21 protein-coding genes and 1 pseudogene are annotated in these 25,928 nt (G+C 61.5%); 21 read left to right on the forward strand and 1 reads right to left on the reverse strand.

Annotated elements, in window-relative coordinates:
• The first annotated feature begins 272 nt into the window (after positions 1 to 272).
• The 16 genes and pseudogenes from mraZ (at position 273) to lpxC (ending at position 18,390) form a co-directional block, all read left to right on the forward strand.
• Complete coding sequence (mraZ, locus tag DET50_RS00095; RefSeq protein WP_113860877.1) at positions 273 to 725, forward strand: division/cell wall cluster transcriptional repressor MraZ; 453 nt, start codon at positions 273 to 275, stop codon at positions 723 to 725.
• Positions 722 to 1,705 (forward strand): 16S rRNA (cytosine(1402)-N(4))-methyltransferase RsmH, encoded by a 984-nt coding sequence (rsmH, locus tag DET50_RS00100; RefSeq protein ID WP_113860878.1) that lies wholly within the window; start codon positions 722 to 724, stop codon positions 1,703 to 1,705. The genes mraZ and rsmH overlap by 4 nt, the downstream gene beginning before the upstream one ends.
• A gap of 2 nt (positions 1,706 to 1,707) precedes the next feature.
• Positions 1,708 to 2,112 (forward strand): cell division protein FtsL, encoded by a 405-nt coding sequence (gene ftsL, locus DET50_RS00105; RefSeq protein ID WP_113860879.1) that lies wholly within the window; start codon positions 1,708 to 1,710, stop codon positions 2,110 to 2,112.
• A 41-nt stretch (positions 2,113 to 2,153) separates the two neighbouring features.
• Positions 2,154 to 3,893, forward strand: coding sequence for a peptidoglycan D,D-transpeptidase FtsI family protein (locus tag DET50_RS00110; RefSeq protein ID WP_113860880.1), 1,740 nt, complete (start codon positions 2,154 to 2,156; stop codon positions 3,891 to 3,893).
• Positions 3,894 to 3,897: 4 nt separating this feature from the next.
• Complete coding sequence (locus tag DET50_RS00115) at positions 3,898 to 5,382, forward strand: UDP-N-acetylmuramoyl-L-alanyl-D-glutamate--2,6-diaminopimelate ligase (RefSeq protein ID WP_113860881.1); 1,485 nt, start codon at positions 3,898 to 3,900, stop codon at positions 5,380 to 5,382.
• Positions 5,379 to 6,755 carry a UDP-N-acetylmuramoyl-tripeptide--D-alanyl-D-alanine ligase gene (locus tag DET50_RS00120; RefSeq protein ID WP_113860882.1) on the forward strand — a complete coding sequence of 459 codons (1,377 nt, stop codon included), beginning with the start codon at positions 5,379 to 5,381 and terminating at the stop codon, positions 6,753 to 6,755. The genes DET50_RS00115 and DET50_RS00120 overlap by 4 nt, the downstream gene beginning before the upstream one ends.
• A complete protein-coding gene (gene mraY, locus DET50_RS00125) occupies positions 6,755 to 7,840 on the forward strand; it encodes a phospho-N-acetylmuramoyl-pentapeptide-transferase (RefSeq protein ID WP_113860883.1) in 1,086 nt (361 codons plus the stop codon). The genes DET50_RS00120 and mraY overlap by 1 nt, the downstream gene beginning before the upstream one ends.
• A gap of 15 nt (positions 7,841 to 7,855) precedes the next feature.
• Positions 7,856 to 9,196, forward strand: coding sequence for a UDP-N-acetylmuramoyl-L-alanine--D-glutamate ligase (gene murD / locus DET50_RS00130; RefSeq protein WP_113860884.1), 1,341 nt, complete (start codon positions 7,856 to 7,858; stop codon positions 9,194 to 9,196).
• Positions 9,196 to 10,395, forward strand: coding sequence for a putative lipid II flippase FtsW (gene ftsW, locus DET50_RS00135; protein ID WP_113860885.1), 1,200 nt, complete (start codon positions 9,196 to 9,198; stop codon positions 10,393 to 10,395). Before murD ends, ftsW begins: the two co-directional genes overlap by 1 nt.
• Positions 10,388 to 11,473: an undecaprenyldiphospho-muramoylpentapeptide beta-N-acetylglucosaminyltransferase gene (gene murG, locus DET50_RS00140; protein WP_113860886.1), complete on the forward strand. Its 1,086-nt coding sequence runs from the start codon at positions 10,388 to 10,390 to the stop codon at positions 11,471 to 11,473. The genes ftsW and murG overlap by 8 nt, the downstream gene beginning before the upstream one ends.
• Entirely contained in the window at positions 11,466 to 12,911 is a 1,446-nt protein-coding gene (murC, locus tag DET50_RS00145; protein ID WP_113860887.1) for a UDP-N-acetylmuramate--L-alanine ligase, read from the forward strand. The genes murG and murC overlap by 8 nt, the downstream gene beginning before the upstream one ends.
• Positions 12,904 to 13,884, forward strand: a complete 981-nt coding sequence (locus tag DET50_RS00150; RefSeq protein WP_309472644.1) for a D-alanine--D-alanine ligase — start codon at positions 12,904 to 12,906, stop codon at positions 13,882 to 13,884. Before murC ends, DET50_RS00150 begins: the two co-directional genes overlap by 8 nt.
• Positions 13,877 to 14,716, forward strand: a complete 840-nt coding sequence (locus DET50_RS00155) for a cell division protein FtsQ/DivIB (RefSeq protein WP_113860889.1) — start codon at positions 13,877 to 13,879, stop codon at positions 14,714 to 14,716. The genes DET50_RS00150 and DET50_RS00155 overlap by 8 nt, the downstream gene beginning before the upstream one ends.
• Positions 14,717 to 14,751: 35 nt before the next feature.
• Positions 14,752 to 15,987 carry a cell division protein FtsA gene (gene ftsA / locus DET50_RS00160; RefSeq protein ID WP_113860890.1) on the forward strand — a complete coding sequence of 412 codons (1,236 nt, stop codon included), beginning with the start codon at positions 14,752 to 14,754 and terminating at the stop codon, positions 15,985 to 15,987.
• A 96-nt stretch (positions 15,988 to 16,083) separates the two neighbouring features.
• Positions 16,084 to 17,073 (forward strand): annotated as a pseudogene (gene ftsZ / locus DET50_RS00170) (cell division protein FtsZ); the annotation flags it as partial.
• 399 nt (positions 17,074 to 17,472) lie between these two features.
• Entirely contained in the window at positions 17,473 to 18,390 is a 918-nt protein-coding gene (gene lpxC / locus DET50_RS00175) for a UDP-3-O-acyl-N-acetylglucosamine deacetylase (RefSeq protein WP_113860892.1), read from the forward strand.
• Positions 18,391 to 18,401: 11 nt separating this feature from the next.
• Here the strand turns inward: lpxC and DET50_RS00180 are convergent, their stop codons facing one another.
• On the reverse strand, positions 18,402 to 18,848 hold the full coding sequence (locus tag DET50_RS00180) for a DciA family protein (RefSeq protein WP_113860893.1): 447 nt from the start codon (positions 18,846 to 18,848) through the stop codon (positions 18,402 to 18,404).
• A 231-nt stretch (positions 18,849 to 19,079) separates the two neighbouring features.
• Between DET50_RS00180 and DET50_RS00185 the strand changes: the two genes are divergently transcribed.
• The 5 genes from DET50_RS00185 (at position 19,080) to moaC (ending at position 25,834) form a co-directional block, all read left to right on the forward strand.
• Complete coding sequence (locus DET50_RS00185) at positions 19,080 to 20,015, forward strand: M23 family metallopeptidase (protein WP_258546011.1); 936 nt, start codon at positions 19,080 to 19,082, stop codon at positions 20,013 to 20,015.
• Positions 20,016 to 20,212: 197 nt separating this feature from the next.
• Complete coding sequence (gene secA / locus DET50_RS00190; protein WP_113860895.1) at positions 20,213 to 22,960, forward strand: preprotein translocase subunit SecA; 2,748 nt, start codon at positions 20,213 to 20,215, stop codon at positions 22,958 to 22,960.
• 106 nt (positions 22,961 to 23,066) lie between these two features.
• Positions 23,067 to 24,284 (forward strand): bifunctional glutamate N-acetyltransferase/amino-acid acetyltransferase ArgJ, encoded by a 1,218-nt coding sequence (argJ, locus tag DET50_RS00195; RefSeq protein ID WP_113860896.1) that lies wholly within the window; start codon positions 23,067 to 23,069, stop codon positions 24,282 to 24,284.
• A gap of 2 nt (positions 24,285 to 24,286) precedes the next feature.
• Positions 24,287 to 25,270: a Nudix family hydrolase gene (locus tag DET50_RS00200; protein ID WP_113860897.1), complete on the forward strand. Its 984-nt coding sequence runs from the start codon at positions 24,287 to 24,289 to the stop codon at positions 25,268 to 25,270.
• A gap of 30 nt (positions 25,271 to 25,300) precedes the next feature.
• Positions 25,301 to 25,834 (forward strand): cyclic pyranopterin monophosphate synthase MoaC, encoded by a 534-nt coding sequence (moaC, locus tag DET50_RS00205; protein ID WP_181799896.1) that lies wholly within the window; start codon positions 25,301 to 25,303, stop codon positions 25,832 to 25,834.
• The last annotated feature ends 94 nt before the right edge of the window (positions 25,835 to 25,928 follow it).

The raw sequence follows: 25,928 nt of genomic DNA on the forward strand, positions 1-25,928 counted from the left end.
AGGCTGATTCTTTATAGCCAAAAAATCTTAAACCTAACTTGCCATCTTCAGAACTATCCGCAGGTGTTTGATTTCCTTTTGTTTCTTTTCCGTAATATCCCTCTCCAGACAAATCTTCGCTCGTAACCTCTTGTCATAAAAGGAACTTTTGCAAGACCGACGCCATTTGCGGCGCTTGCATTGTGTATGGCGTGTTTCTATAGTGTGCAGAAGTGGGAAAAAGTGGTTTCTAGTGGTTTTTTGTGGTTTTCAGCTACCCCGAGACGGTGTAAATGAGCAATTTTCTGGGCAGTCATGCCATCAACATGGATGCGAAGGGTCGCCTGGCGATCCCCTCCAAGGTCCGCGAGGAGCTCTCGCAGATCTGTGGTGGTCGCATCGTGGTGACGGCCAATGCCGACGAAGAACGCTGTCTTCTGGTGTATCCGGAGCCTGAGTGGGAGGTCCTGCGCCCCAAGATTGAAGCTCTTCCCAACATGAATAAGGCCGCCAGGCGGTTGCAGCGTCTGTTGCTCGGTAATGCTGCGCCCATGGAGCTGGACTCCGCGGGGCGAATCCTGATTCCGCCCACACTTCGAAGCTACGCCCATCTGGAGAAGAAACTCATGCTCATTGGTCAGGGCAAGAAACTGGAGCTCTGGAGCGAGGAGCGCTGGTTCGCCTGGCTGGACGAGTCTTCAGGTGACGACGACATGCCGCCGGAAATGGAGGCGCTTTCACTATGACTTCCGAACAAAACCAGAAGGACGGAGCGGATTACGCCCATCGCTCGGTGCTTCTGGATTCGGCGGTCGATTATCTCATTGGCGACCCCGATGGCCGGTATGTGGATGGCACTTTCGGCCGCGGCGGTCACAGCCGGCTGATCCTGGATCGTCTGGGTCCGAACGGGCATCTGCTCGGTTTCGACAAGGATCCGGAAGCGATCCGGGTTGCCGAGTCTCTGGCGGCGGAAGATCCCCGTTTCTCCTGGTTCCACGGTTCCTTCGCTGAACTGGCCCTGGCCATGGCTCGCCGTGAGTGGGACGAAATCGATGGTCTGCTACTGGATCTGGGCGTGTCGTCCCCCCAGCTGGATGATCCGTCCCGGGGCTTCAGTTTCATGCGTGACGGGCCGCTGGATATGCGCATGAATCCGCACCAGTCTCCCAGCGCGGCCGAGTGGCTGGCCCGGGCGGAAGAACAGGAAATCGCAAATGTTATCTGGCGATACGGAGAGGAAAGGTTTTCCCGCCGTATCGCCCGTCTCGTTGTGGAGCGCCGCCAGGAGGCCCCCATCGAGACCACAAGGCAGTTGGCGGAGCTGGTCAGCGAGGCTGTACCGAAGAAGGAAAAACACAAGCATCCGGCGACCCGGACTTTCCAGGCCATCCGCATCTACATCAATCGGGAGCTGGAGGATCTGGAGGTCTGTCTGCAGGCCGCCGCAGAGCGCCTGGCGCCCGGCGGCAGGCTGGTGGTGATCAGTTTCCACTCCCTGGAAGACCGGCTGGTCAAGCGCTTCATGCGGGACCTGGCGCGGGGGCCGAAGTTGCCCAGAGGGATTCCGGTTACCGCCGATCAGGAGCAGTCGGCTTTCCGGCTGGTGGGAAAAGCCGCCAAGGCCGGAGCAGAGGAAGTCAGTGACAACGTCCGGGCCCGCAGTGCAGTAATGCGGGTACTTGAGCGAATCGACAGAAGCGACAAAACGCAGGGGAGCGCGTGATCATGGGCGCGGTAGCCATAGAACAACCGGTCAAGACGGCGAAACTGAACAGGAAAAGGGTTCGCGATGGTGTTGCCACCGCGGTTCGCATTTCACAGCGGGTGTTTGATGCCACGCGCCAGAAACGGGTGCTGGTTTCCCTGGGGCTGATGGCTGTGCTGGTGGCGTCGTCCATCGGCGTGGTGGTGAGCGCCCACGAGAACCGGGAGTTGTTCAACACACTGTCCCAACTGCAGGCGCAGCGTGACCAGTACCAGCGGGAGTGGAGTCAGTTGCTGCTCGAGCAGAGCGCGCTCAGCGCCCACGGACGTGTGGAAGCCCTCGCCTCGGAACGACTGGGGATGGTTGTTCCGGGCCGCGAGGATATTGTCCTGGTGCCGCTGATGTCGCCGGCATCAATTCGGTAAGTCGATAACAACAACATTCACAAAACGTCAGGGTGATCGAATTGTCCGGTCAGGGAACACAGACAACATGGGGCCAACGCGTGGCTGCAGGGCTGAAAGCCTGGCGGTTCGGCACTGTGCTGGGTGTTTTCCTGCTGGTGGTTGCTGCCCTGGCGTGGCGGCTCGTGGACCTGCATGTCGTGGACAATGAGTTCCTGCGCCAGCAGGGGGACGTGAGAACCATCCGCGTCGAGACCATCGATGCCCATCGTGGCGTTATCAGCGACCGTCATGGTGAACCGTTGGCGGTCAGCACCCCGGTACAGACGATCTGGGCCAACCCTTCGGAAGCCGATCCGGACGAGCCCCGGTTGACCAATCTGGCGCGCCTGCTGGATATCAGTGAGGCCCGGTTGCGTGAGCGGCTCCGGGATTATGCTGGTCGCGAATTCATCTATCTGCGTCGCAAGGTTCAGCCCTCACTTGCCCGGGAAGCGATGGCGCTGGACATCAGTGGCATCTATAGCCGTCAGGAATACCGTCGTTACTACCCGGCAGGGGAAGTGACCGCTCACGTTGTCGGTTTTACCAACATTGATGAGCAGGGCCAGGAAGGCATTGAGCTGGCATACAACGACTGGCTCTCCGGAGAGTCCGGGCGTAAGCGGGTGCTCAAGGACAACCGTGGCCGGGTGATCAAGGATCTGACCCTCATCCGGGATGCCCAGCCGGGACAGCAACTCGAGCTGAGTCTCGATCTCCGTCTCCAGTACCTGGCATATCGTGAGCTGAAAGCGGTGGTCAATGCCCACAAGGCCCGTGGGGGTACGCTGGTCATGCTGGATGTGGACACCGGTGAGGTTCTGGCAATGGTCAACCAGGGCTCCTACAACCCCAATGACCGGAGCCAGCTGGGGGCAGAAAACCTGCGTAACAAAGCCATTACCGATCTGTTCGAGCCTGGCTCGACCATGAAACCGATCAGTATGGCGGCAGCTCTGGAGTCCGGTCTTTACGAGCCTGGTGACACCGTCGATACCTCCCCCGGCTTTCGCCGGTTTGGCCGTTTTACCATCCGTGACCACCGCAATTACGGCGTCCTGGATCTTAGCGGCATAATTGTTAAATCCAGTAACGTGGGGATCAGCAAGATCGCCTCGGAAATCGGTGGTGACGTGATTCGGGATCTCTACAGTCGCCTGGGGCTGGGCCAGCCCACCGGCGTAGGCTTTCCCGGCGAGGCCGTCGGTGTGTTACCGGCTCCGCCCAAGTGGCGCCCGGTGGAGGAAGCCACCCTGTCCTATGGCTATGGCATGAGCGTGAATGCCCTGCAACTGGCGCAGGCATACATGGTTCTGGCCAATGGTGGCATCCGGTACCCGTTGAGCCTGCTCAAGGTGGATGAGCCGCCCCGGGGCGAGCGGGTGCTTTCCGAGGGTGTGACACACGAAGTCCGGCAAATGCTGGGGCAGGTTGTCGAGAAGGGAACCGGCACCCGTGCCCAGCCCGGCTTTTACTCCGCTGGCGGCAAGACGGGAACGGTTCATCTCGTCGGCGCCCAAGGTTATGAGGACAGCCAGTACAAGGCGATTTTTGCCGGTATGGCGCCGATTGATAATCCGAGAATCGTTACCGTTGTGGCCGTTGATGCGCCGCAGTCCGGGGAATATTACGGCGGTGAGGTAGCCGCCCCGGTATTCGCCCGGGTGATGAGTGACGCACTGCGACTGCTGAATGTGAAGCCTGAACTGGAAGTCACCGGCTTGCCTGGCGAGCCGTCGACGACCGGGGAGCGAGGTTAAACCTATGTGCATCGCATCACTCAGCACTTTGTTGCATGGCATCGCCGAGGTGCCGTCGGTATTCGATGTCACCATTCACGGACTGAAGACCGACAGCCGCGAGGTCCGGTCCGGAGATGCCTTCGTAGCGCTGGCGGGTGCGCGAACGTCGGCGGACTTTTATGTCGACAAGGCCATCGAGGCCGGCGCGACGGTTGTGTTGCTGGAGTCCGCCACCGCGGGTGAATGTGCCGAACACCATGGTGCGCTCATCGTGCCGGTGGTCGGGTTGCGGGAGCAGCTTGGCCGCCTAGCGGATCGTTTTTTCGAGCACCCTTCGCAACGGCTGCGGCTGGTTGGCGTCACCGGCACCAATGGGAAGACCTCGGTCTCCCAGTACATTGCGCGCCTGTTGAAGGATACCGGAACGCCCTGCGGCGTGATCGGAACACTCGGCTACGGCATGCCCGACGCCCTTCAGCCGGCGAGTCACACCACCCCGGATGTGGTGCAGGTCAACCGGGTGTTGTACCGGATCCTGGGCCAGGGTGGCCGGGCTGCGGCCATGGAGGTGTCGTCCCATGCCCTCGATCAGGGCCGGGTGGACCATCTCACCATGACGGGGGCGGTTTTCACCAACCTGACCCGCGATCACCTGGATTACCACGGATCGATGGAGGCCTATGGCGCGGCAAAGGCGAAGCTGTTCGAACGGGAAGAGCTGCACTTTGCGGTGATCAATTTCGATGACCCGTTCGGGCGGCAGTTGTATGGCCAGCTGGAAGGCAAGTGCGACCGGGTCAGGTACAGCCTGCACGAAGCCCAGACGGAACTCTGGCTCAAGGAGTTTCTTCCGACCGACGAGGGCTTTGAGGCAGCAGTTGATGGCGAATGGGGAGCATTCGATATCCGCGTTCCCCTGATGGGTAGCTTCAATGCCAGCAATGTGCTGGCGGCCATGTCAGCGGTGTTGAGCCTGGGTGTACCCGTGGAGCGGGTCCGGGAAGCCGTTGGCCGACTGGTGCCACCGCCGGGCCGGCTGGAACGTTTTACGGGCAATAACGGCGTGCGGGTGGTGGTGGATTATGCCCACACTCCGGATGCCCTCTCAAATGCCTTGTCAGCACTTCGGCCACACGTGGCAGGTCGACTGATCTGCGTGTTCGGCTGCGGTGGTGACCGGGATTCCGGAAAGCGCCCGGAAATGGCACGGGAGGCCGAACAACTGGCGGATGCGGTCATTGTTACCGATGACAATCCCCGAGGTGAGAGTCCGGAGGCCATTGTCGGGGATATCCTGACCGGCTTTGATCGTCGGGAGCAGGTCACAGTGATCCATGATCGCGCCGAGGCCATTCAGCGTGCCATCGCCCAGGCTGGGCCGGACGATCTGGTGCTGGTTGCCGGCAAGGGCCACGAGGCCTACCAGGAAATTGCGGGTCAGAAGCTGCCGTTCAGCGACACCGAGCAGGTCCGGCATTGCCTGAAGCTCAACGGAGGCGTGGCATGATGCGCCCCTTCTCGCTGGCCGAGGCCCGTGACTGGACTGGCGCCCGTTGCGCCACACAGGCACTGGAGTCTGTCCGGTTCGAAGGGGTGTCGACCGACACCCGGACGCTGGCGGAAGGGGATCTGTTCGTTGCGCTGCGGGGTGAGAATTTTGATGGGCACCGGTTCCTGGCCAAGGCACAGGAGGCCGGAGCAGTGGCGGCAGTGGTGGACACCGAAGACAGCAGTATCACCATCCCGCAACTGGTGGTGACCGATACCGTCGAGGCCTTGGCCCGGCTTGCAGAGGGCAACCGGAACGAAAGCGCGGTGCAACTGGTGGCTGTCACCGGGAGCAGCGGCAAGACCACGGTCCGGGAAATGACCGCGGCGGTGCTGTCGCGCATGGGGCCGACTCTGGCAACCGAGGGCAACCTGAACAACCACATCGGGGTGCCCCTGACGTTGTTCCGGCTGGCCCCCGAACACCGGTTTGCCGCTATCGAGCTGGGTGCCAGCGGCCTGGGCGAGATCGCCCATACCGTGGCGGTAGCCAGACCGCAGGTGGTGATCCTGACCAACGCCGGTCAGGCCCACCTGGAGGGGTTCGGGAGCTACGAAAACATTGTCCGGGCCAAGGGCGAGATCATCGAGGGCGTTGCCAAGGGCGGCCTCGTGGTTCTGAACCGGGACGACCCCGCTTTCGGCCAGTGGCTGGCGCGGGCGGGGGAGCGGCGTGTGGTCAGCGTCAGCCGACTCGGACATCCGGAAGCGGATTACAAGGTCACGGACGCGGGAGTGTCCGGAGCCGGGCAGAAACTGACAGCGACTGGCCCCGACGGCTGGACCTGCACCCTGACGATCCCGTTTCCGGGCGAGCACAACCAGAGTAATGCTCTGATGGCGATCGCCGCGACCCGGGAGCTGGGCGCCACCGATCAGCAGCTGGCAGAAGGTCTGGCCGGCATCCAGTCCGTCAAGGGCCGCCTTCAGGTGCTGGATCTGGGCCGGCGACTGACTCTGATCGACGACAGTTACAACGCCAACCCGGCGTCCATGAAAGCCGCGGTGGCAGTGCTTGCTGAGCGGCCCGGCCAACGGGTGGCGGTCTTTGGTGCCATGGCCGAGCTGGGACCGAATGCCCTCGCCCTGCACGCCGAAGTGGGCGCCGCCGCGAAAGAAAGGGGCATCGACCGCTTGATGGTAGTGGGCCCCGGTTGTGAAGGTTATGTGGATGGATTCGGGCCGGAAACCGAGCAGTTTCCGACCCATGAAGCGGCAGTGAATGCCATCGTCAGTACCCTGGATTCTGAAATCACCGTGCTGGTGAAGGGTTCTCGCAGTTCCGCCATGGATCGCGTGGTGGAGGGAATTAAAGAAAAGGTGAATAACTAATGCTGCTCTGGCTGACAGAGGTTCTATCGCAATATTTCTCCGAACTGACGGTGTTTCAGTACCTGACGCTGCGCGCGATTCTGGGGATTCTGACGGCTCTGCTGATCTCGCTGATCATCGGTCCGATGATGATCCGCAAGCTCAGCCAGTACCAGATCGGACAGGCGGTTCGGGATGACGGTCCCCAGACCCATCTCAGCAAGGCGGGTACTCCGACCATGGGCGGCGCGCTGATTCTGGTGGCCATTGCCATCAGTACCTTGTTGTGGGCTGACCTGACCAACCGTTATGTGTGGATCACCCTGCTGGTCACCATGGCGTTTGGTGCCATCGGCTGGGTCGATGACTATCGCAAGGTGGTGGAGCGCAATCCCCGGGGGCTGCCGGCGAAATGGAAATATTTCTGGCAGTCGGTGATTGGCGCCAGTGCGGCGGTATTCCTGTATTTCAGCTCTGCAATGCCCCAGGAGACCTCACTGTATCTGCCCTTTGTGAAGAACGTCTCCCTGACCCTGGGCCCGGTGCTTTTCATCCTGCTCACTTATTTCGTGATTGTGGGCAGCAGCAATGCGGTGAACCTGACAGACGGCCTTGATGGTCTGGCAATCATGCCGACGGTCATGGTGGCAGGGGCCCTGGCAGTTTTCGCTTATGTGTCCGGCCATTCCCAGTTCGCCAATTACCTGTTGATTCCCCATCTGCCGGGAACCGGTGAGCTGATTATTTTCTGTGGCTCCCTGGTTGGTGCAGGTCTGGGATTCCTGTGGTTCAACACCTATCCGGCCCAGGTATTCATGGGCGATGTGGGTGCGCTGGCTCTGGGGGCAGCCCTGGGTGTGGTGGCGGTGATCGTGCGCCAGGAAATTGTGCTGTTCATTATGGGCGGGGTCTTCGTGATGGAGACCATCTCGGTGATCCTGCAGGTGGCCTCGTTCCGCCTGACCGGTCGCCGGATTTTCCGGATGGCGCCGCTGCACCATCACTTTGAATTGAAAGGCTGGCCGGAACCGCGCGTTATCGTGCGGTTCTGGGTAGTCACTGTGGTTCTGGTCCTGATTGGCCTGGCCAGTCTGAAGATACGATAGGGTAACGCTACGGCTATGAGTGTCATTGTTTCGGATCGTCGCACATTGGTGGTAGGACTCGGCAAGACCGGGCTCTCCTGCGTGCGCTACCTGTCCGAACAGGGGCGGGAGGTCGCGGTGGCGGACAGCCGCGCCGCGCCGCCGGGCCTGGATGAGTTGCGCTCGAACTGGCCGGAAATACCCGTTCACCTGGGCGCGTTCGATGCCGAGCTGTTCGCCGGGTTCAACGAGCTGGTGGTCAGCCCCGGCATCAGCATCGCCGAGCCGGCCATCTCTGGCGCTGCTGAGCGTGGCGCCCGGATCCGGGGCGATATCGATCTGTTCGCCGAGGCCGCGGACGCGCCGATCATTGCCATCACGGGTTCCAACGGCAAGACCACGGTTACCACGCTGGTGGGCGAGATGGCGAAAGCGGCCGGGTGCAAGGTGGAAGTCGGAGGCAATATCGGCACCCCCGCGCTGGATCTGCTCGGGCGCGGTGCCGATCTCTACGTGCTGGAGCTGTCGAGTTTCCAGCTGGAGACCACCGATGAACTCAATGCCCTGGCTGCCACGGTCCTCAATGTCAGCGATGACCACATGGACCGTTATCCGAACAAGATGGCCTACTTCCAGGCCAAGCAGCGGATATTCCGGGGCGCGAAGAATGCCATCGTCAACCTGGATGATGCCCTGAGCACACCTATGGCCCGAGATACCCTGCGTTTCTTGTGTTTCGGTTTTCACCGGGTGAATCCGGACACGTTCAGCACCCGGGACGACGACCAGGGTACCTGGATCACCTTCGGGTTCGACAACCTGCTGCTCACCAGCGAGCTCCGGCTGCTGGGTCGCCACAACGTTAGCAATGTCATGGCGGCACTGGCCCTTGGCCATGCGGCAGGGTTCCCGATGGACGTGATGTTGCAGGTGGCCCGGGAGTTCCGGGGCCTGCCGCACCGCTGTGAGTTTGTCCGCAGTTTCGAGGGCGTTGACTACATCAATGATTCCAAGGGCACCAACGTTGGAGCCACGGTGGCGGCCATCGAGAGCCTGGCCCCGGAGCAGGGCAAGGTGGTGCTGATTGCCGGCGGTGATGGCAAGGGCGCGGACTTCGCGCCCCTGGAAGCGCCGGTCGCATTGTATTGCCGGGCGGTGGTGCTGATCGGCACCGATGCAGACCGGATAGCGGAAGCCATCGGCAGCGGTGTTCAGACCATGCGGGCCGACACCCTGAGCGACGCGGTCTCGGCCGCGCGGAAAGAGGCGCGGCCGGATGACCGGGTGCTGCTGTCACCGGCGTGCGCCAGTTTTGACATGTTCCGCGACTATCTGGATCGCGGGGATCAGTTCCGAACCCTGGTGGAGGCGCTGTGATGCCAGCCGGAATCAGCCTTCCGAACCGTAACAGTTGGCTGGGCGAGATCCAGCCTCTGCCGGTGCTGGTGATCAGCTCGGCGGCACTGCTGGTGGTCGGTGTGGTGATGATTTCATCCGCTTCCATGGACATGGCGGCGGAAACCATGGGTAACAGCTACCACTATGTGATCCGCCAGTTGCTGTTTGCCGCCATGGGCTGCGTTGTGGCACTGGTGGCGGTCAATGTGCCGGTTGCCTGGTGGGAGCGCAGTGGCTGGTTACTGCTGGGTATCGGCTTGCTGGCACTGGTGCTGGTACTGACGCCCATGGGGCGCACGGTTAATGGCTCCACGCGCTGGATCCCGTTTGGCCTGTTCAACGTGCAGGTGTCCGAGGTGGCGAAACTTTGCCTGATTGCCTACCTCGCGGGTTACGTGGTGCGCCGCCGGGATGAACTCCTCAATACCTGGCCCGGCTTTCTGAAGCCGCTGGTGGTGTTGGGCGTGGCCTCGGTGCTGCTGGTTATCCAGCCGGATTTCGGTGCCACGGTGGTTCTGGTGACGGCAGCGGCCGGCATGATCTTTCTCAGTGGCGTCCGGTTGACCCGTTTCCTGCCGTTGATCGCGATCCTGGTGGCCCTGGGGACAATCCTGGTGCTCACACAGCCTTACCGGCTGAAACGGGTGGTGAGTTACCTGGATCCCTGGAAAGACCAGTTCGATACCGGGTACCAGCTGACCCAGTCGCTGATTGCCTTCGGCCGTGGCGAGTGGGCTGGTGTCGGCCTGGGCAACTCGATCCAGAAGCTGTTCTATCTGCCCGAGGCCCACACCGACTTCATCTTCGCCATCATTGCTGAGGAATTCGGTCTGCTGGGGTCGTTGCTGGTACTGGCCCTGTTCACGATCCTGGTGGTTTCGGGCTTCGTGATTGCCCGTCGGGCCGAGAAGGCTGAAATGCCCTTTGGCGCCTGCTTTGCCTATGGTCTGACGCTTCTGATCGGATTGCAGGCCGGGATCAATATGGCGGTCAGCACCGGGCTGCTGCCCACCAAGGGTCTGACCTTGCCGTTGGTGAGTTATGGCGGGTCAAGCCTGATGATTACCTGCGCGTGCATTGGTGTACTCGCGCGCATTGAAATGGAACGGCTCGACAAGGTACGCGTGGCCAGTGAGAAAAACGGTTCAAAGAAACGGGGAGGGGCGGTGTATGACTGAATCCCGTCGCTTCCTGATGATGGCTGGCGGCACCGGGGGACACGTGTTCCCGGCGCTGGCCACTGCCCGGGCCCTTGAGGCCAGGGGGCATGAGGTTTACTGGCTGGGCGCCACTGGTGGAATGGAACAACGGCTGATCGGCGATACCGACATTCCGTTGTCGCTCATCCACATCTCGGGCTTGCGGGGCAAAGGCAAGCTGGCCCTGCTGCTGGCGCCGTTTCGTCTGATGCGGGCCCTGGGCGAAGCGTTTACGGTGGTTCGGCGAATTCGTCCCGACTGTGTCGTCGGCATGGGTGGTTTCGTGACCGGCCCGGGCGGAGTGGCCGCCTGGCTGACCCGGACACCCCTGGTGATCCATGAGCAGAATGCCATTGCCGGGATGACCAACCGCATTCTGGTGCGGTTTGCCCAGACCGTGCTGGAAGCCTTCCCGGGCAGTTTCGGAGCCGACGTGGTGACCCGATGCACCGGGAACCCGGTGCGTCAGGATCTGGCCAGTCTGCCGGAGCCGGAAACCCGCATGGCAGACCGGTCCGGCCAGCTGCGTGTTCTGGTGGTTGGCGGCAGCCTCGGAGCGCGGGTGTTCAATCAGCAGTTGCCCGAGGCCCTGGCGCTGATCCCGGAGTCGGATCGACCGGAGGTGCGTCACCAGTGTGGTGAGAAGAACCTGGACGAGGCGAAGGCTGCCTACGAGGCACAGGGTGTTTCGGCCAGCATCGAGCCGTTCATACGGGATATGGCTGAGGCCTACAACTGGGCCGATGTGGTCATCTGTCGTTCGGGCGCACTGACGGTATCCGAGCTTTGTGCGGCAGGTATCGGAGCGGTACTGGTGCCATTCCCCCATGCCGTGGACGACCACCAGACGGCCAATGCGAAACAAATGGTGGATGCGAAGGCTGCGGTGCTGATTCCCCAGCCCAAACTGACACCGGCAATCCTGGCCGAAACCCTGCAAGACCTGGCAAAGGATCGGACCAGGGTCATGAATATGGCGAAGGCTGCACGAACGCTGGCCCGCCCGGATGCAACGGAGAGAGTCGTGAATTACTGTCTGGAGGCCGCAAATGGCTGATGCAACCAATCCGCCACTGGTCTATCAGGTGCCGGAAATGCGCCGGATCCGCCACATCCACTTTGTCGGGATCGGTGGCGCCGGCATGAGCGGCATTGCCGAGGTCCTGAAAAACCAGGGCTATGAAGTTTCCGGCTCAGATCTGAAAGAGGGGCCGGTGACCGACCGCCTGAAATCCCTCGGTGTCGAGGTCCAGATCGGCCACCGGGAAGAGAACAGTGCCCGGGCGGATGTTGTCGTGGTGTCCACGGCAGTCAAGTCTGACAACCCGGAAGTGGCGGCGGCACGGAGCCGCAGGGTTCCCATCGTGCCGCGGGCCGAGATGCTGGCGGAGATCATGCGTTACCGCCACGGAATTGCCGTGGCCGGCACCCATGGTAAGACCACGACCACCAGCCTGATTGCGTCGGTACTGGGCGAGGCAGGTCTCGATCCCACCTTCGTGATCGGCGGCAAGCTGAACAGTGCCGGCACCAACGCCCAGCTGGGTGGTTCCCGCTACCTGGTGGCGGAAGCGGATGAGAGCGATGCCTCCTTCCTGCACCTGACCCCGGTGATTTCCGTGGTCACCAACATTGAGGCCGACCATATGGATACCTATGGCGGTGATGTTGAAAAGCTGAAGCAGACCTTTGTCGACTTTCTCCACAACCTGCCGTTCTATGGCGTGGCCGTGATGTGTGTGGACGATGGTTATGTGCAGGAAATCATTCCGCGGATCTCCCGGGCCATTGTCACCTACGGTATCGACAACCCCGAGGGGGATTATCGGGCCGAGAAAATTACCTCTGATGGCCTGAAGACCCGCTTTGTGGTCAAGCGCCCGGGTGGCCGCAGTGACCTGCCGGTGGAGTTGCGGATGCCGGGGCGTCATAACGTGCTCAATGCCCTGGCAGCCATTGCCGTTGCCACCGACGAAGGGGTGGCGGACGACGCCATCTGCAAGGGCCTGGCCGGCTTCGCCGGCGTTGGCCGCCGGTTCCAGGTGTACGGCGATTACCAGACCCCGAAAGGCACCATCACCCTGGTGGACGATTACGGCCATCACCCGACCGAGGTGGAGGCGGTGATCCGTGCCGCCCATGACGCCTGGCCGGACCGCCGTTTGGTGATGTTGTACCAGCCGCACCGTTATACCCGCACCCGGGACCTGTACGAGGACTTCGTCCGGGTGCTGTCGGAAGTGGACGGTCTGCTGCTGATGGACGTGTATTCCGCCGGCGAGCCGGCGATTCCGGGGGCAGATGGCCGCTCCCTGTGCCGGAGTATTCGCCAGCGCGGCAAGGTGGAGCCGGTGTTTGTCGAGGACAACAGCGAAATCGAGAGTCTGCTGGCCAATGTGCTGCAGGATGGCGACCTGCTGATTACCCAGGGCGCCGGCGATATTGGTGGTGTGGCTGCCCGTCTGGCGGCAGCGGGAGTGATTTCTGGTGACTGATATGCACCACAACGAGATACAGGATTATCAGGCGGATCCGGAGCTGGTGAAGGCGCTGGGCCGGGTTGCCGTGTTCATGGGCGGTGATTCTGCCGAGCGCGAAGTTTCCCTGAAGAGCGGAAAGGCCGTGCTGTCCGCCCTGCAGTCCGCCGGTGTCGATGCCTTCGGGGTGGATGTCCGGGGCTGCCTGCTGAAAACCGTTGAGGATCCGGATTTTGACCGGGTATTCATTGCCCTCCATGGCCGTGGAGGCGAGGACGGAACACTGCAGGCGATCCTGTCCCAGGCCGGTATTCCCTATACCGGTAGCGAGATGCTGGCTTCGGCCCTGGCCATGGACAAGCTCCGTACCAAGTATGTGTTCGAAGGCTGTGGCCTGCCGACACCGAAATTCCGGGCCATGACCGCCGAGGACGAAGCCGGCAGGATCATGGCCGAGCTGCAGCCGCCCCTGAGCGTCAAACCGGCGCATGAGGGTTCCAGTATCGGCATCCGCAAGGTGCGGACCGAGTCCGAGCTGGTAGAGGCCTACCGGGCTGCCGCGGCGATGGACGACCTGGTGCTGGTGGAAGAGTGGATCGAGGGGCCGGAGTTCACTGTGAGCCTGCTGCAGGATCGGGCCCTTCCGGCTATTGGCCTGAGTGCGAGCACCGACCACGCGTTCTACGACTATGAGGCCAAGTACCTGGCCGATGACACCCATTACCGGATTCCTTGCGGGCTGGCCCCCGAGGATGAGCTCCGGCTCCAGCAACTTGCCCTCGACGCATTCCGGGTGGTGGGCTGCCGGACCTGGGGGCGGGTGGACGTGATGCAGGATGCCGATGGCCGTTTCTGGCTGCTGGAGGTCAACACGGTCCCCGGCATGACCGACCACAGCCTGGTGCCGATGGCGGCGCGGGCTGCAGGTATCGGCTTTGAGGAACTGGTGGTGCGGATACTCCGCGACAGCCTGGAGGATGCCAATGCTTGAGAACCTGCTGATCCGGAGTCGGGCATTTCCGTCCGACCCCCCGCGGCGCCGGGGGGCGACGTCCCTCGGTCCCGAGCGGGACCGGTTTGGCGTTCTCAGGGGCATCCTCGCTGCCGTTCCCTGGCTGCAGGTGGGGCTCGGCGCACTGATTGTGTTGCTGGCGGCCCTGGTGCCCTGGGGTACCGGCAAGGTTCTGAGTGCCATGGACCAGCAGATCCTGGTAATCGACGTCAACGGTGACTTTGTCGGAGACAGCCGGGTCGCCATTGAGCGGGAGGCAGGTAACTGGATCGGGAAAAGCTATTTTGCGACCGATCTTTCCGAGATAAAGAACGAACTGGAGCAGCGGCCCTGGGTGGCTTCCGCGGCGGTTCGCCGGGTCTGGCCGGATCGGCTGGTGATCGATATCCGGGAGAAGAAGCCGCTGGCCTACTGGACCGACGGTCGCCTGGTCAGTCGCACGGGTGAGCTGTTCACGCCGCCCAATCCTGAGGTGGCCGGTCGTCTGCCCCGGCTGGCAGGCCCGGATGAGCGGGTGCGGGAGGTGATCCGGATGGCGCAGACGATGAACGACCGTCTGGTCAGCCACGGGCTCGGTTTTGCCGGCCTGTCACTGGAAGCCCGGGGTGCCTGGACCCTGACCCTGGCGAACGGCATCGAGGTGGTTCTGGGCAGGGACCAGGTGGACGAGCGTTTTGAACGGTTCATGACAGTTTACGAGACCCGGCTGGCATCCCGGTCGGACGAAGTCAGCAGGGTGGACGCCCGCTACACCAATGGTGTTGCGGTGCAGTGGAAGCAGGCAGTCGCGGCTTCCGGACCGAATTCATAGCAAATTAACGACAGACCAACGGTTTGGTGGAACACATGTCATCGGTTGAAACGGAAAACATGATTGTTGGCCTCGATATCGGAACCTCGAAGGTGGTTGCGATCGTCGGAAAGCGCAAGATGGACGGCTCCATTGAGGTGGTGGGAATTGGCTCCCACCCGTCCCGGGGCCTGAAGCGCGGTGTGGTGGTCAATATCGAGACCACCGTGCAGGCCATCCAGCGTGCCGTCGAGGAGGCCGAGCTCATGGCCGGTTGCCGGATTCATTCGGTGTACGCCGGAATCGCGGGCAGCCACATCAAGAGTCTGAACTCCCATGGCATCGTGGCCATCCGGGACCGGGAGGTCACCCAGGCGGATATCGACCGGGTGATTGACGCCGCCCAGGCGGTGGCTATTCCCGCCGACCAGAAGATTCTGCACATCCTGCCGCAGGAGTTCGTGATTGACAGTCAGGAGGGCATCAAGGAGCCCATGGGCATGTCCGGAGTCCGTCTGGAGGCCAAGGTGCACCTGGTGACCTGTGCGGTGAATGCGGCCCAGAACATCGAAAAATGCGTCAGGCGCTGCGGTCTGGAGGTGGACGACATCATCCTGGAGCAGCTGGCATCCAGTCACGCCATCCTGACCGAGGACGAGAAGGAACTGGGTGTCTGCGTGGTGGATGTCGGTGGTGGCACCACTGACATTGCCGTGTTTACCGGCGGCGCCATCCGCCACACCGCGGTGATCCCCATTGCCGGGGATCAGGTCACCAACGACATCGCCATGGCGCTGCGCACGCCGACCCAGAATGCCGAAGAGATCAAGATCAAGTATGCCTGTGCGCTGACCCAGCTCGCAGGCGCCGATGAAACCATCAAGGTGCCGAGCGTCGGCGACCGTGCCCCCCGTGATCTTTCGCGGCAGGCACTGGCCGAAGTGGTGGAGCCCCGTTACGAGGAGCTTTTCACTCTGGTGCAGTCGGAACTGCGACGGTCCGGATTTGAGGACCTGATTCCCGCAGGCATCGTGATAACCGGCGGTTCCTCCACCATGGAAGGTGTGGTGGAACTGGCCGAGGAGATCTTCCACATGCCGGTCCGCCTGGCTTCTCCGCAGGCGGTGTCCGGTATGACGGAAGTGGTCAACAACCCGATCTACGCCACCGGCGTGGGGTTGCTGATCCATGGCTTCCGCCAGATGGATCTCGGGCGGGCGCCCGTGCTCAAGGGGGAAGAGGCCCCCTCGCTGTTTGAGCGCATGAAAGCCTGGTTTACCGGTCATTTCTGACCGACCAGAACGAGCAGTACACGAAGGTATCTCGAAAACATAAATCTCGAAAAAACAGCCTGGATAGGCTGTCTACAGCACGAAGGAGTAGGGGAAATGTTCGAACTCGTCGATAATGTCCAGCAAAACGCTGTCATTAAAGTCGTCGGTGTTGGTGGTGGCGGTGGTAATGCCGTACGTCACATGCTCAACAGCGACGTTGAAGGTGTGGAATTTATCTGCGCCAACACCGATGCCCAGGCGCTGACTGATCTGGATGCCCGGCAGGTAATCCAGCTTGGTGGCAACATCACCAAGGGCCTGGGTGCCGGCGCCAATCCGGAGGTAGGTCGTCAGTCTGCTCTGGAAGACCGTGACCGTATCGCAGAGGCCCTGCAGGGCGCTGATATGGTGTTCATCACCGCCGGCATGGGCGGAGGTACCGGCACCGGAGCCGCCCCGATCGTTGCCGAGGTGGCCCGTGAGCTGGGTATCCTGACCGTGGCCGTGGTCACCAAGCCGTTCATGTTCGAAGGCGGCAAGCGCATGAGTGTGGCCGAAGAGGGTCTGAAGGAGCTCGAGGAGAGCGTTGACTCCCTGATCACCATTCCCAACGAGAAGCTGCTGGCGGTCATGGGCAAGAAGACCAGCCTGCTGGATGCCTTTGCCTCAGCCAACGATGTGCTGCTGGGTGCTGTGCAGGGCATTGCCGACCTGATCACCCGCAACGGCATGATCAACGTTGACTTCGCGGACGTGAAGACGGTGATGTCGGAGATGGGCATGGCCATGATGGGTACCGCCCGCGCCACCGGCGAGAACCGCGCCCGGGAAGCTGCGGAGGCCGCCGTGCGCAGCCCGCTGCTCGAGGACATCAACCTACAGGGCGCCAAGGGTATCCTGGTCAATATCACGGCCGGCATGGATCTCAACCTGGGCGAGTTTTCGGAGGTTGGCGACATTGTGCGTGAGTTCGCGTCCGATTCCGCGACCGTTGTGGTCGGTACTGTGATCGATCCGGAAATGACCGACGAACTCAAGGTGACTGTTGTTGCTACCGGCCTGGGCGGTGATCGCGAGAAGCCGACAAAGGTTGTCGACAACACCCGTACCCTGGATGGCAAGACCGACTACAACCAGCTGGATCGCCCAGCGGTTCTGCGTCGTCGCGCCGTGTCCAGCGGTAACGTGGCTATCGATCAGAACAAGGAAAGCGAAGAGCAGGGCGTGGACTATCTCGATATTCCCGCATTCCTTCGCCGCCAGGCTGATTGATAATCTGTCGCAACTGTGAGCCGGTTATGAGTACGGGAATCCAACTCGGCTTTTTTGCCGAATAAGGGAACCTGACTGCCGGAAATTACGTGCGCTGAGTGCCGAGTGTTGGCTTTGTGTAAATTTGAGGCAAAGCCCTCTTGGTCAAATGGTACTCAGTCTTAATTTCTGATATTCTCCGGGCAGTTTTTTGCCTAGAATATCGCCATTTTGTGACGGAATGATGAACCGATGATCAGACAACGGACACTCAAAAACACCATCCGGGCTACCGGTGTGGGCCTGCACTCAGGAGAGAAGGTTTACCTGACCCTGAAGCCGGCTCCGGTAGACTCGGGTATCATCTTCCGCCGTACGGATCTGGACCCGATGGTCGAGATTCGCGCCTGTGCGGAAAATGTGGGTGAGACCATGCTGTCCACGACGCTGGTAAAGAACGGTGTCCGTGTGGCAACAGTAGAGCACCTGCTGTCAGCCATGGCTGGTCTCGGTATTGATAACTGCTTCGTGGAGCTCAGCGCGGCTGAAGTGCCCATCATGGACGGCTCCGCCGGACCGTTCGTGTTCCTGCTGCAGTCTGCCGGCATCGCCGAGCAGGACGCGGCCAAGCGCTTTATCCGCATCAAGCGCGAAGTTACCGTGGAAGAAGGCGACAAGAAAGCGACCTTCCTGCCTTTCGAGGGGTTCAAGGTCTCCTTCGGTATCGACTTCGACCACCCGGTGTTCAAGGGCCGTGCCCAGACCGCGACCGTGGATTTCTCCAGCACTTCCTTCGTGAAGGAAGTGTCCCGCGCCCGGACCTTCGGGTTCATGCGTGACATCGAGAAGCTGCGTGCGATGAATCTGGCGCTGGGTGGCTCTGTCGATAACGCCATCGTGGTTGACGACTACAAGATCCTGAACGAAGACGGTCTTCGTTACGACGATGAGTTCGTCAAGCACAAGGTGCTGGACGCCATCGGCGACCTGTACCTGCTCGGTAACAGCCTGATCGGTGAGTTTCGCGGTGTGAAGTCCGGTCACGACCTGAACAACAAGCTGCTCCGTAAGCTCCGGGCCGAAGAGGATGCGTGGGAAGTGGTTACCTTCGATGACGAAGCGACCGCGCCCATCTCCTACATGAAGCCTGTGCTGGCAGCTCAGGGTTAAGGCAGGACGCCTTAATCGCGGGCGTGGCTTGCGAGTTTTTCGAGAACCTCGCGTAAAGCTTTATCCTTCGTGTGCCCGGCCTCCTCTGCGAGGAGCCGGGCATTTTCTTTGCTCAGGGGCTGCTTTTCAGTGCGTTTTGTCTCCCTTAAGCGCGGTGGCGCCACCTTCACTTTCAGTTTCCACACGTAACGGAACAGTTCCTGCTCCCGGACGCTGGCCATGATCTCATGCTGGCGGAAACGGATCTGGCTGGCCCGCGTTGCGTTTGCGGCAGACAGTATCAGTTCGCCTTCCTGGCAGCTGAGGAAGCGAACACCGCTGGCCAGTTCTTTTGGAAGGGCATCGAGAATCTGCTCTTCCGCCTGCCGGTGCAGCTCGGCTTTGGCCATGAGTTCGCGCAGGGCCGGGTTGCCGCCGACCTTGTCGAAGCTCATTTTCTGTTCACGTTTCCGGCTCATTGACGCGTTTTTACTCGACGGTTCCATTTACGATTGGTTACACTTCGGCACGCTTTGAGGGTAGTGCCCGCTTCAGACTCGTTTTACATTGTCACAAATACCTATGTCCAGCGGGCGCTGCGATTATTCAGTACGTAGTTGTCGCCAGGGAAAGGCCAGACCCATTCGGACATCCCGGGCCGCAACACGCAGGATCAGGCTTGCGGCTCCCCGATGAAACCAGAAGACGATATGAACATTATCCTCGTAGGCAAACACCACGGGAAGTCCCGCGTTGTCGCACTGAATGGCAGGTTCCTGGCCGCTATGCTGGTGTTGGCAATCGCCCTGATCAGTGCGGCGGTCTGGGGCGGCTACCAGGTGGCCATGAGCAAGGTCAAAGCCCAGGAGCCGACGCCGTCGGAACTGGTGGCACACTGGAAAGGCAAGCTGGAAGACCAGCAAAAGGAACTGGCCGCCGTTGAAGAGCGGGTTCGTGAACAGGTCGATGCCCTGACCCTGCGCCTCGGTGAGCTCCAGGGCCGAATGTTGCGCCTGGATGCCCTGGGACAGCGATTTGTGGAGTCCGGACTGGTCGCCAGCGAAGAATTCAACTTTGATGAGCCGCCGGCCGTCGGTGGTCCTGAAGGCCCTGAAACCCGGGAATCCTTCTCCGCACCGGCGCTGACCGACATGATCGAACGCATGGAGGCGCAGCTGGCCGACCGGGAACAGCAACTGCGCCTGCTGGACAAGCTGGCCTCCCGCCAGAAGCTCGAAGAAGAGATGTATGTCGAGGGCCGGCCCATCACCTGGGGCTGGTTGTCCTCGAAGTATGGTTATCGTTCTGATCCTTTCACCGGAAAACGTGCCTGGCACGGCGGAGTGGATCTCGCCGGCAAGGATGGCAGTGATATCATTGCTGTGGCCGGTGGTGTGGTCACCTGGTCAGGCGAGCGTTATGGCTATGGAAACCTGGTCGAAATTGACCATGGGGATGGACTTGTCACCCGTTACGCGCATTGCAAGACGGTTAAAGTCGGGGTTGGCGATGTTGTCCAGAAGGGGCAGGTGGTTGCCCTGATGGGTAGCACCGGGCGCTCCACCGGTCCTCATGTGCATTTCGAGGTGTTGCAGAATGGTCGCACCAAGGATCCTGTGAAGTACATCGCGCGAGCAGATCACTGATCGCCCGTTTTGTCTTGTCCCGGTTTCTCCGTTCTCTCCTTTCGTAGTCCTCCGGGCGGTGCTTGTGCATGCCTGGAGGGCAAGTCGTTGGCATTCCGATACTTTCATTCCGGCAGTTGTGAGGTGCGCCTTTTGTCCTGTCGGGAAATAAGGTTAGAATGCCGGCTTCCCTCGTTTAATTAAAGAAGCAGTGGTCTATGTTCACAAAGCTTGCAACCAAGATGTTCGGCAGCAAAAATGCCAGAGAAATCAAGAGGATGCGGAAACAAGTTGCGCGCATCAACGAACTTGAAGAGCAGTTTGGCAATTTTTCCGATACCGAGTTGCAGGGCAAGACCGCTGAGTTCCGTCGCCGTGTGGAAGAGGGTGAGAGCCTCGATGCCCTGTTGCCCGAGGCCTTTGCCACGGTTCGGGAAGCCAGCCGTCGGGTCATGGGCATGCGTCACTATGACGTGCAGCTGATTGGTGGCATCACCCTCCACGAAGGCCGGATTGCCGAGATGAAGACCGGTGAGGGCAAGACCCTGGTGGCTACCGCCGCGGTCTACCTCAATTCGCTGTCCGGCAAGGGTGTGCATGTGGTCACGGTCAACGACTACCTGGCCCGCCGGGATGCCGACTGGATGGGTAAACTCTACCGTTTCCTGGGCCTGCAGGTGGGCGTGGTCGTTGCCGGCCAGGCGCCCGATGAGAAGAAGGCGGCCTACCAGGCGGACATCACTTACGGCACCAACAACGAATTCGGCTTCGACTATCTCCGCGACAACATGGCATTCAGCACCGAGGACAAGGTCCAGCGCGGGCTGAACTTTGCCATCGTCGACGAAGTGGACTCCATCCTCATTGATGAGGCCCGCACACCGCTGATCATCTCCGGCGCCGCTGAAGACAGCTCCAAGCTCTACCAGGCCATCAATGAGCTGGTGCCGAGTCTGGAGAAAGGGGAGGTTTCTGAAGAGGGCGAGCCTTCCGGCGATTTCACTATCGATGAGAAAGCCCGCCAGGTGGAACTGACCGAGACCGGTCACGAGAAGGTCGAGGAACTGCTGCTCAGTCGCGGCCTGCTGAACGAAGGCGAGAGCCTCTACTCCGCCGCTAACCTGAGCCTGCTGCACCATGTTCACTCGGCCTTGCGGGCCCATCACCTGTTCCAGAAAGATGTCGATTACATCGTGCAGGGTGACCAGGTGGTCATCGTTGACGAGCATACCGGCCGGACCATGCCGGGCCGCCGCTGGAGTGAGGGCCTGCACCAGGCCATCGAGGCGAAGGAAGGCGTCAGGATTCAGGCCGAGAGTCAGACCCTGGCCTCGACCACTTTCCAGAATTACTTCCGTCTGTACGAGAAGCTGGCCGGCATGACCGGTACCGCCGATACCGAAGCGTTCGAATTCCGCCAGATCTATGGCCTGGACGTGGTGGTGATTCCGCCGAACAAGCCGATCCAGCGGATCGACTACAACGACCTGGTGTATCTGACCCAGGAAGAGAAATTCCACGCCATTATTGACGAGATCAAGGACGTCACTGCCGAGGGGCGCCCGATCCTGGTCGGTACTGCCTCCATCGAGGCCTCCGAGCTGCTGTCGATGTTGCTCAAGAAGGCCCGGATCGACCACAAGATCCTGAACGCCAAGCAGCACGAGTCCGAGGCCATGATCGTGGCCCAGGCCGGTCGCCCGGGTGCGGTGACCATCGCCACCAACATGGCCGGCCGGGGTACCGACATCGTTCTCGGTGGTAACTGGGAATACGAAGTCGCGGCGATGGAAAATCCCACCGAGGAAGCCGTCGCCAAGATGAAGGCCGAATGGACCGAGCGCCATAATCAGGTGCTGGAGGCCGGTGGCCTGCATATCATCGGTACCGAGCGCCACGAGTCCCGTCGGATCGACAACCAGCTGCGTGGCCGTGCCGGTCGTCAGGGGGATCCGGGGTCATCCCGCTTCTTCCTGTCCCTGGAAGATAACCTGATGCGGATTTTCGCCCCGGATCGGGTGAAGAGCCTGATGCAGGCCATGGGCATGAAGAAGGGTGAGGCCATCGAGCATCGCATGGTCACCAACGCCATCGAGAAGTCCCAGCGCAAGGTGGAAGGCCGCAACTTCGATATGCGGAAGACCCTGCTGGAATACGATGACGTTGCCAACGACCAGCGTACCGTGATCTACGACCAGCGTAACGAGGTCATGTCCTCCGAGGATATCTCGGACATGATCAAGACCATCCGTGAGGATGTGGTCAGCGAACTGGTCAGCGAGTACATCCCGCCCCAGAGCATGCCGGAACAGTGGGATGTGGCGGGTCTCGAGTCCCAGCTTCAGTCCGAGATGGCCATCGAGCTGCCCATCCAGCAGTGGCTGAAGGAAGACAGTAAACTCTACGAGGAAAGCCTGCGGGAGAAGATCCTCAACGAGATTGTCGCCGCCTACGAGGCCAAGGAAGCCATTGCCGGCTCCGAAGCCATGCGCAAGTTCGAGAAGCAGGTGTTCCTGCAGGTACTCGATACCCTCTGGAAAGAGCACCTGTCCAACATGGACCATCTGCGCCGGGGTATTCACCTGCGCGGTTATGCCCAGAAGAACCCGAAGCAGGAATACAAGCGCGAGGCGTTCAACCTGTTCGAGGAAATGCTGGAGACCATGAAGCGGGATATTGCCCGCATCCTGAGTCATGTCCGGGTGCAGACTCCCGAGGAAATGGAAGAGGTGGAGCGTCGCCGCAAGGCCGAGCTCGAGAGAGAGCTGGCCCGTGCCCGCATGCGCCATGACGAGACCAGCGCCACCGCCCAGAGCCAGGCGGAAGGCGAGGGCGACGGTGAGGGAGAGCGGCAGTCCGCGACGCCGGAAACCTTTGTCCGCCAGGAGCGCAAGGTGGGGCGAAACGAGCCCTGTCCCTGCGGGTCCGGCAAAAAGTACAAACAGTGCTGCGGCAAGGTCAGCTGACCCCGGCGCACTGAACCCGGTCAACGACCCGCAACCTGACAGGCGCAGGCTGCGGGTTTTTGCGTTTTGAAAGTTACTGATTGGATTGAGTGAGAGGAGAGGCAGGATGGCGGTAGGTCCAGGCACCTTACCCGAGTTTTTCCCGGTAGCCGGCGTCAAGTTGGGCATTGCCAGTGCGGGCATCAAGAAGCCCGGCCGGAAGGATGTGGTGGTCTTCGAGCTCGCCCCCGGTAGTCGGGTAGCGGGCATCTTTACCCGTAATCAGTTCTGTGCCGCGCCGGTCACCCTAAGCCGGCAACACCTGGCCCGGACAGCGCCACGTTATCTGCTGGTGAACACCGGGAATGCCAATGCCGGTACCGGCGAGCGGGGCATGAAGGATGCCATTGCCTGCTGTCAGGCGCTGGCGCACAACGCCGGTATCAGCGCCGATGAGGTGTTGCCGTTTTCCACCGGCGTGATCGGCGAGCCGCTGCCGGTAGACAAGATTGTCGGGGCCCTGCCCGAGGCGCTCGCCAATACTGCGGAGAATCGCTGGGCCGAGGCGGCCAGCGGGATCATGACCACCGATACCCGGCCCAAGGGGGCCTCCTGCCAGGTGGACCTTGGCGGCCATACCGTGACCATTTCCGGGATCAGCAAGGGTGCGGGCATGATCCGCCCGAACATGGCGACCATGCTCGGTTTCATCGCCACCGACGCCCGGATTGCCCCGGACGTACTCCAGACACTGGCTTCGGAGCTGGGGGAGAAATCCTTCAACCGGATCACCATTGATGGTGATACCTCCACCAACGATGCCTGCATGCTGATGGCCTCCGGTCAGTACAGCGGCCCGGAGATTACCGCCGACAGCCCTGAATTGGCGACATTGCGGGAGGCGTTGCAGCAGGTCTACCTGGATCTGGCCCACGCCATCGTCCGTGACGGGGAGGGTGCCACCAAGTTTGTCACCATCGATGTCAGCGGGGCGGCCAGCCAGCAGGAAGCCCTGGACGTAGCCTACACCGTGGCCCATTCGCCGCTGGTCAAGACTGCGCTGTTTGCCTCTGATCCGAACTGGGGCCGGATCCTGGCGGCGGTTGGCCGTGCTGGTGTGCCTGATCTGGATCTTAATGCCCTGGAAATCTACCTGGGCGATGTCTGCCTGGTGCGCCAGGGTGGCCGGGCGGATGACTACTCCGAGGAGCGGGGTCAGGCGGTAATGGATCAGGAGGAAATCACCATTTCCATCGACCTGAAGCGGGGCGACATCCGGGAGACGGTCTGGACCTGTGATTTTTCCCACGACTACGTGACCATCAACGCGGAGTACCGGACCTGAGCATGGCCGCAATGCAAAGCCCGGTCCGGGAGATCCATGTGGCGGTCGGTGTCATCGTCCGGGACGGCCGGGTGCTGATCGCCCGTCGCCCCGATCACGTACACCAGGGCGGGTTGCTGGAGTTCCCCGGTGGCAAGGTCGAGCCGGGTGAGACCGTCCAGCAGGCTCTGGTCCGGGAAATTGCCGAGGAAACCGGTCTGAGTCTCTCCGAGAGCTCCCTGGAGCCGGTCATTGGAATCCGCCACGACTACGGCGACAAGCGGGTATTCCTCGACGTCTGGCGCACCTCTGAGGCCTCTGGAGAGCCCGAGGGCCGGGAAGGACAACCGGTGGACTGGCTGGAACCGGATCAGCTCCGGGATAAGGATTTCCCGGTCGCCAATCGCCCGGTGATTCGTGCCCTGCGGCTGCCCGGGGCACTGGCCATTACCGGTGCGATGACCTCTGCCGATGATGGGCTGGCCGGCCTCGAGGGCGGGCTGGAGCAGCTGGAAGCCTCCGGGGCCACCTGTGTGGTGCTGCGCGCCCCCGAGCTGTCACCGGAGGACTACGTCCGCTTCGCCAGCAAAGCGGTGGCCTTATGCGCAGAGCAGGGGCTGACGCCGATCCTGCATGGCAGCCCGCAAATATTTGATGCCGTGCCGGGTGCCGGCGGTCTGCACCTGCCCTGGCGGGAGGCGCAGGCCCTGGTCAGCCGTCCGGTTCCGGAGTCGGTGTGGCTGGGCGTGTCCTGCCACGATGGAGATCAGCTCGCCCATGCCGCAGCCCTGGGGGCTGATTACGCCACTCTGGGTCCGGTACAGCCGACCAGGAGTCATCCGGGGCGTCCGGCCATGGGCTGGGAGCAATTCGAAGCCCTGGTGGCGCAAGCGGTCATTCCCGTGTATGCCCTGGGTGGGGTTGGCCCGGGGGAAGCAATTGCGGCGCGCCGGCTGGGTGGCCAGGGCGTTGCCGGCATCCGCTTCTGGTGGCGGTCGGACCGGTAGATATCAAGGCTGGCTCCCGCTGTGTCTGGTATGCTGGCGAGATCTGATCAATCCATTTCCAATCATGTTTCTGGAGAAACCGTGAGCAAGCTGACCCACCTGGACGAGAAGGGCGAAGCCCGCATGGTCGATGTCACCGATAAGGACGTGACCGAGCGGGAAGCCCGTGCCGAAGCCACCATCCGCATGGCGCCGGAAACACTGAAAATGATCATCGAGGGCGAGCATCCCAAGGGTGATGTGCTGGCCGTGGCCCGGATCGCGGGCATCATGGCAGCCAAGAAAACCCATGAGCTGATTCCCCTGTGCCACAGCCTGAACCTGACCTCGGTGAAGGTTGAGCTGAATCCGGGCGAGGATGGCGCCTCGGTACATATCCTGACCCGCTGCAAGCTTTCGGGCCAGACCGGGGTCGAAATGGAGGCCCTGACCGCTGCCAGCGTGGCGGCGCTCACGCTGTATGACATGTGCAAGGCGGTGGATCGCGGCATGGTCGTGGACAACGTGCGGTTGCTCGAGAAGAAGGGCGGCCGCAGCGGCCACTGGGTGGCCGGGCAGGCCTGATCCGGCCCGCAGCAGGGAGCGTACTATCCGGTAACGATTCACCACCGGAGAGCCCACTGTGCCAAGACTACGCCAAGCCGGCGGCCACGTGATA

The sequence above is a fragment of the Marinobacter pelagius genome, assembly GCF_003315345.1.
Classification (GTDB): domain Bacteria; phylum Pseudomonadota; class Gammaproteobacteria; order Pseudomonadales; family Oleiphilaceae; genus Marinobacter; species Marinobacter pelagius_A.

What these genes read in the sequence shown, in the direction of transcription:
- mraZ (WP_113860877.1), top strand. Translation starts at nt 273, where the DNA reads ATGAGCAATTTTCTGGGCAGTCATGCCATCAACATGGATGCGAAGGGT.
- rsmH (WP_113860878.1), top strand. Translation starts at nt 722, where the DNA reads ATGACTTCCGAACAAAACCAGAAGGACGGAGCGGATTACGCCCATCGC.
- ftsL (WP_113860879.1), top strand. Translation starts at nt 1,708, where the DNA reads ATGGGCGCGGTAGCCATAGAACAACCGGTCAAGACGGCGAAACTGAAC.
- DET50_RS00115 (WP_113860881.1), top strand. Translation starts at nt 3,898, where the DNA reads ATGTGCATCGCATCACTCAGCACTTTGTTGCATGGCATCGCCGAGGTG.
- DET50_RS00120 (WP_113860882.1), top strand. Translation starts at nt 5,379, where the DNA reads ATGATGCGCCCCTTCTCGCTGGCCGAGGCCCGTGACTGGACTGGCGCC.
- mraY (WP_113860883.1), top strand. Translation starts at nt 6,755, where the DNA reads ATGCTGCTCTGGCTGACAGAGGTTCTATCGCAATATTTCTCCGAACTG.
- murD (WP_113860884.1), top strand. Translation starts at nt 7,856, where the DNA reads ATGAGTGTCATTGTTTCGGATCGTCGCACATTGGTGGTAGGACTCGGC.
- ftsW (WP_113860885.1), top strand. Translation starts at nt 9,196, where the DNA reads ATGCCAGCCGGAATCAGCCTTCCGAACCGTAACAGTTGGCTGGGCGAG.
- murG (WP_113860886.1), top strand. Translation starts at nt 10,388, where the DNA reads ATGACTGAATCCCGTCGCTTCCTGATGATGGCTGGCGGCACCGGGGGA.
- murC (WP_113860887.1), top strand. Translation starts at nt 11,466, where the DNA reads ATGGCTGATGCAACCAATCCGCCACTGGTCTATCAGGTGCCGGAAATG.
- DET50_RS00155 (WP_113860889.1), top strand. Translation starts at nt 13,877, where the DNA reads ATGCTTGAGAACCTGCTGATCCGGAGTCGGGCATTTCCGTCCGACCCC.
- ftsA (WP_113860890.1), top strand. Translation starts at nt 14,752, where the DNA reads ATGTCATCGGTTGAAACGGAAAACATGATTGTTGGCCTCGATATCGGA.
- lpxC (WP_113860892.1), top strand. Translation starts at nt 17,473, where the DNA reads ATGATCAGACAACGGACACTCAAAAACACCATCCGGGCTACCGGTGTG.
- DET50_RS00180 (WP_113860893.1), bottom strand. Translation starts at nt 18,848, where the DNA reads ATGAGCCGGAAACGTGAACAGAAAATGAGCTTCGACAAGGTCGGCGGC.
- DET50_RS00185 (WP_258546011.1), top strand. Translation starts at nt 19,080, where the DNA reads ATGAACATTATCCTCGTAGGCAAACACCACGGGAAGTCCCGCGTTGTC.
- secA (WP_113860895.1), top strand. Translation starts at nt 20,213, where the DNA reads ATGTTCACAAAGCTTGCAACCAAGATGTTCGGCAGCAAAAATGCCAGA.
- argJ (WP_113860896.1), top strand. Translation starts at nt 23,067, where the DNA reads ATGGCGGTAGGTCCAGGCACCTTACCCGAGTTTTTCCCGGTAGCCGGC.
- DET50_RS00200 (WP_113860897.1), top strand. Translation starts at nt 24,287, where the DNA reads ATGGCCGCAATGCAAAGCCCGGTCCGGGAGATCCATGTGGCGGTCGGT.
- moaC (WP_181799896.1), top strand. Translation starts at nt 25,301, where the DNA reads ATGCTGGCGAGATCTGATCAATCCATTTCCAATCATGTTTCTGGAGAA.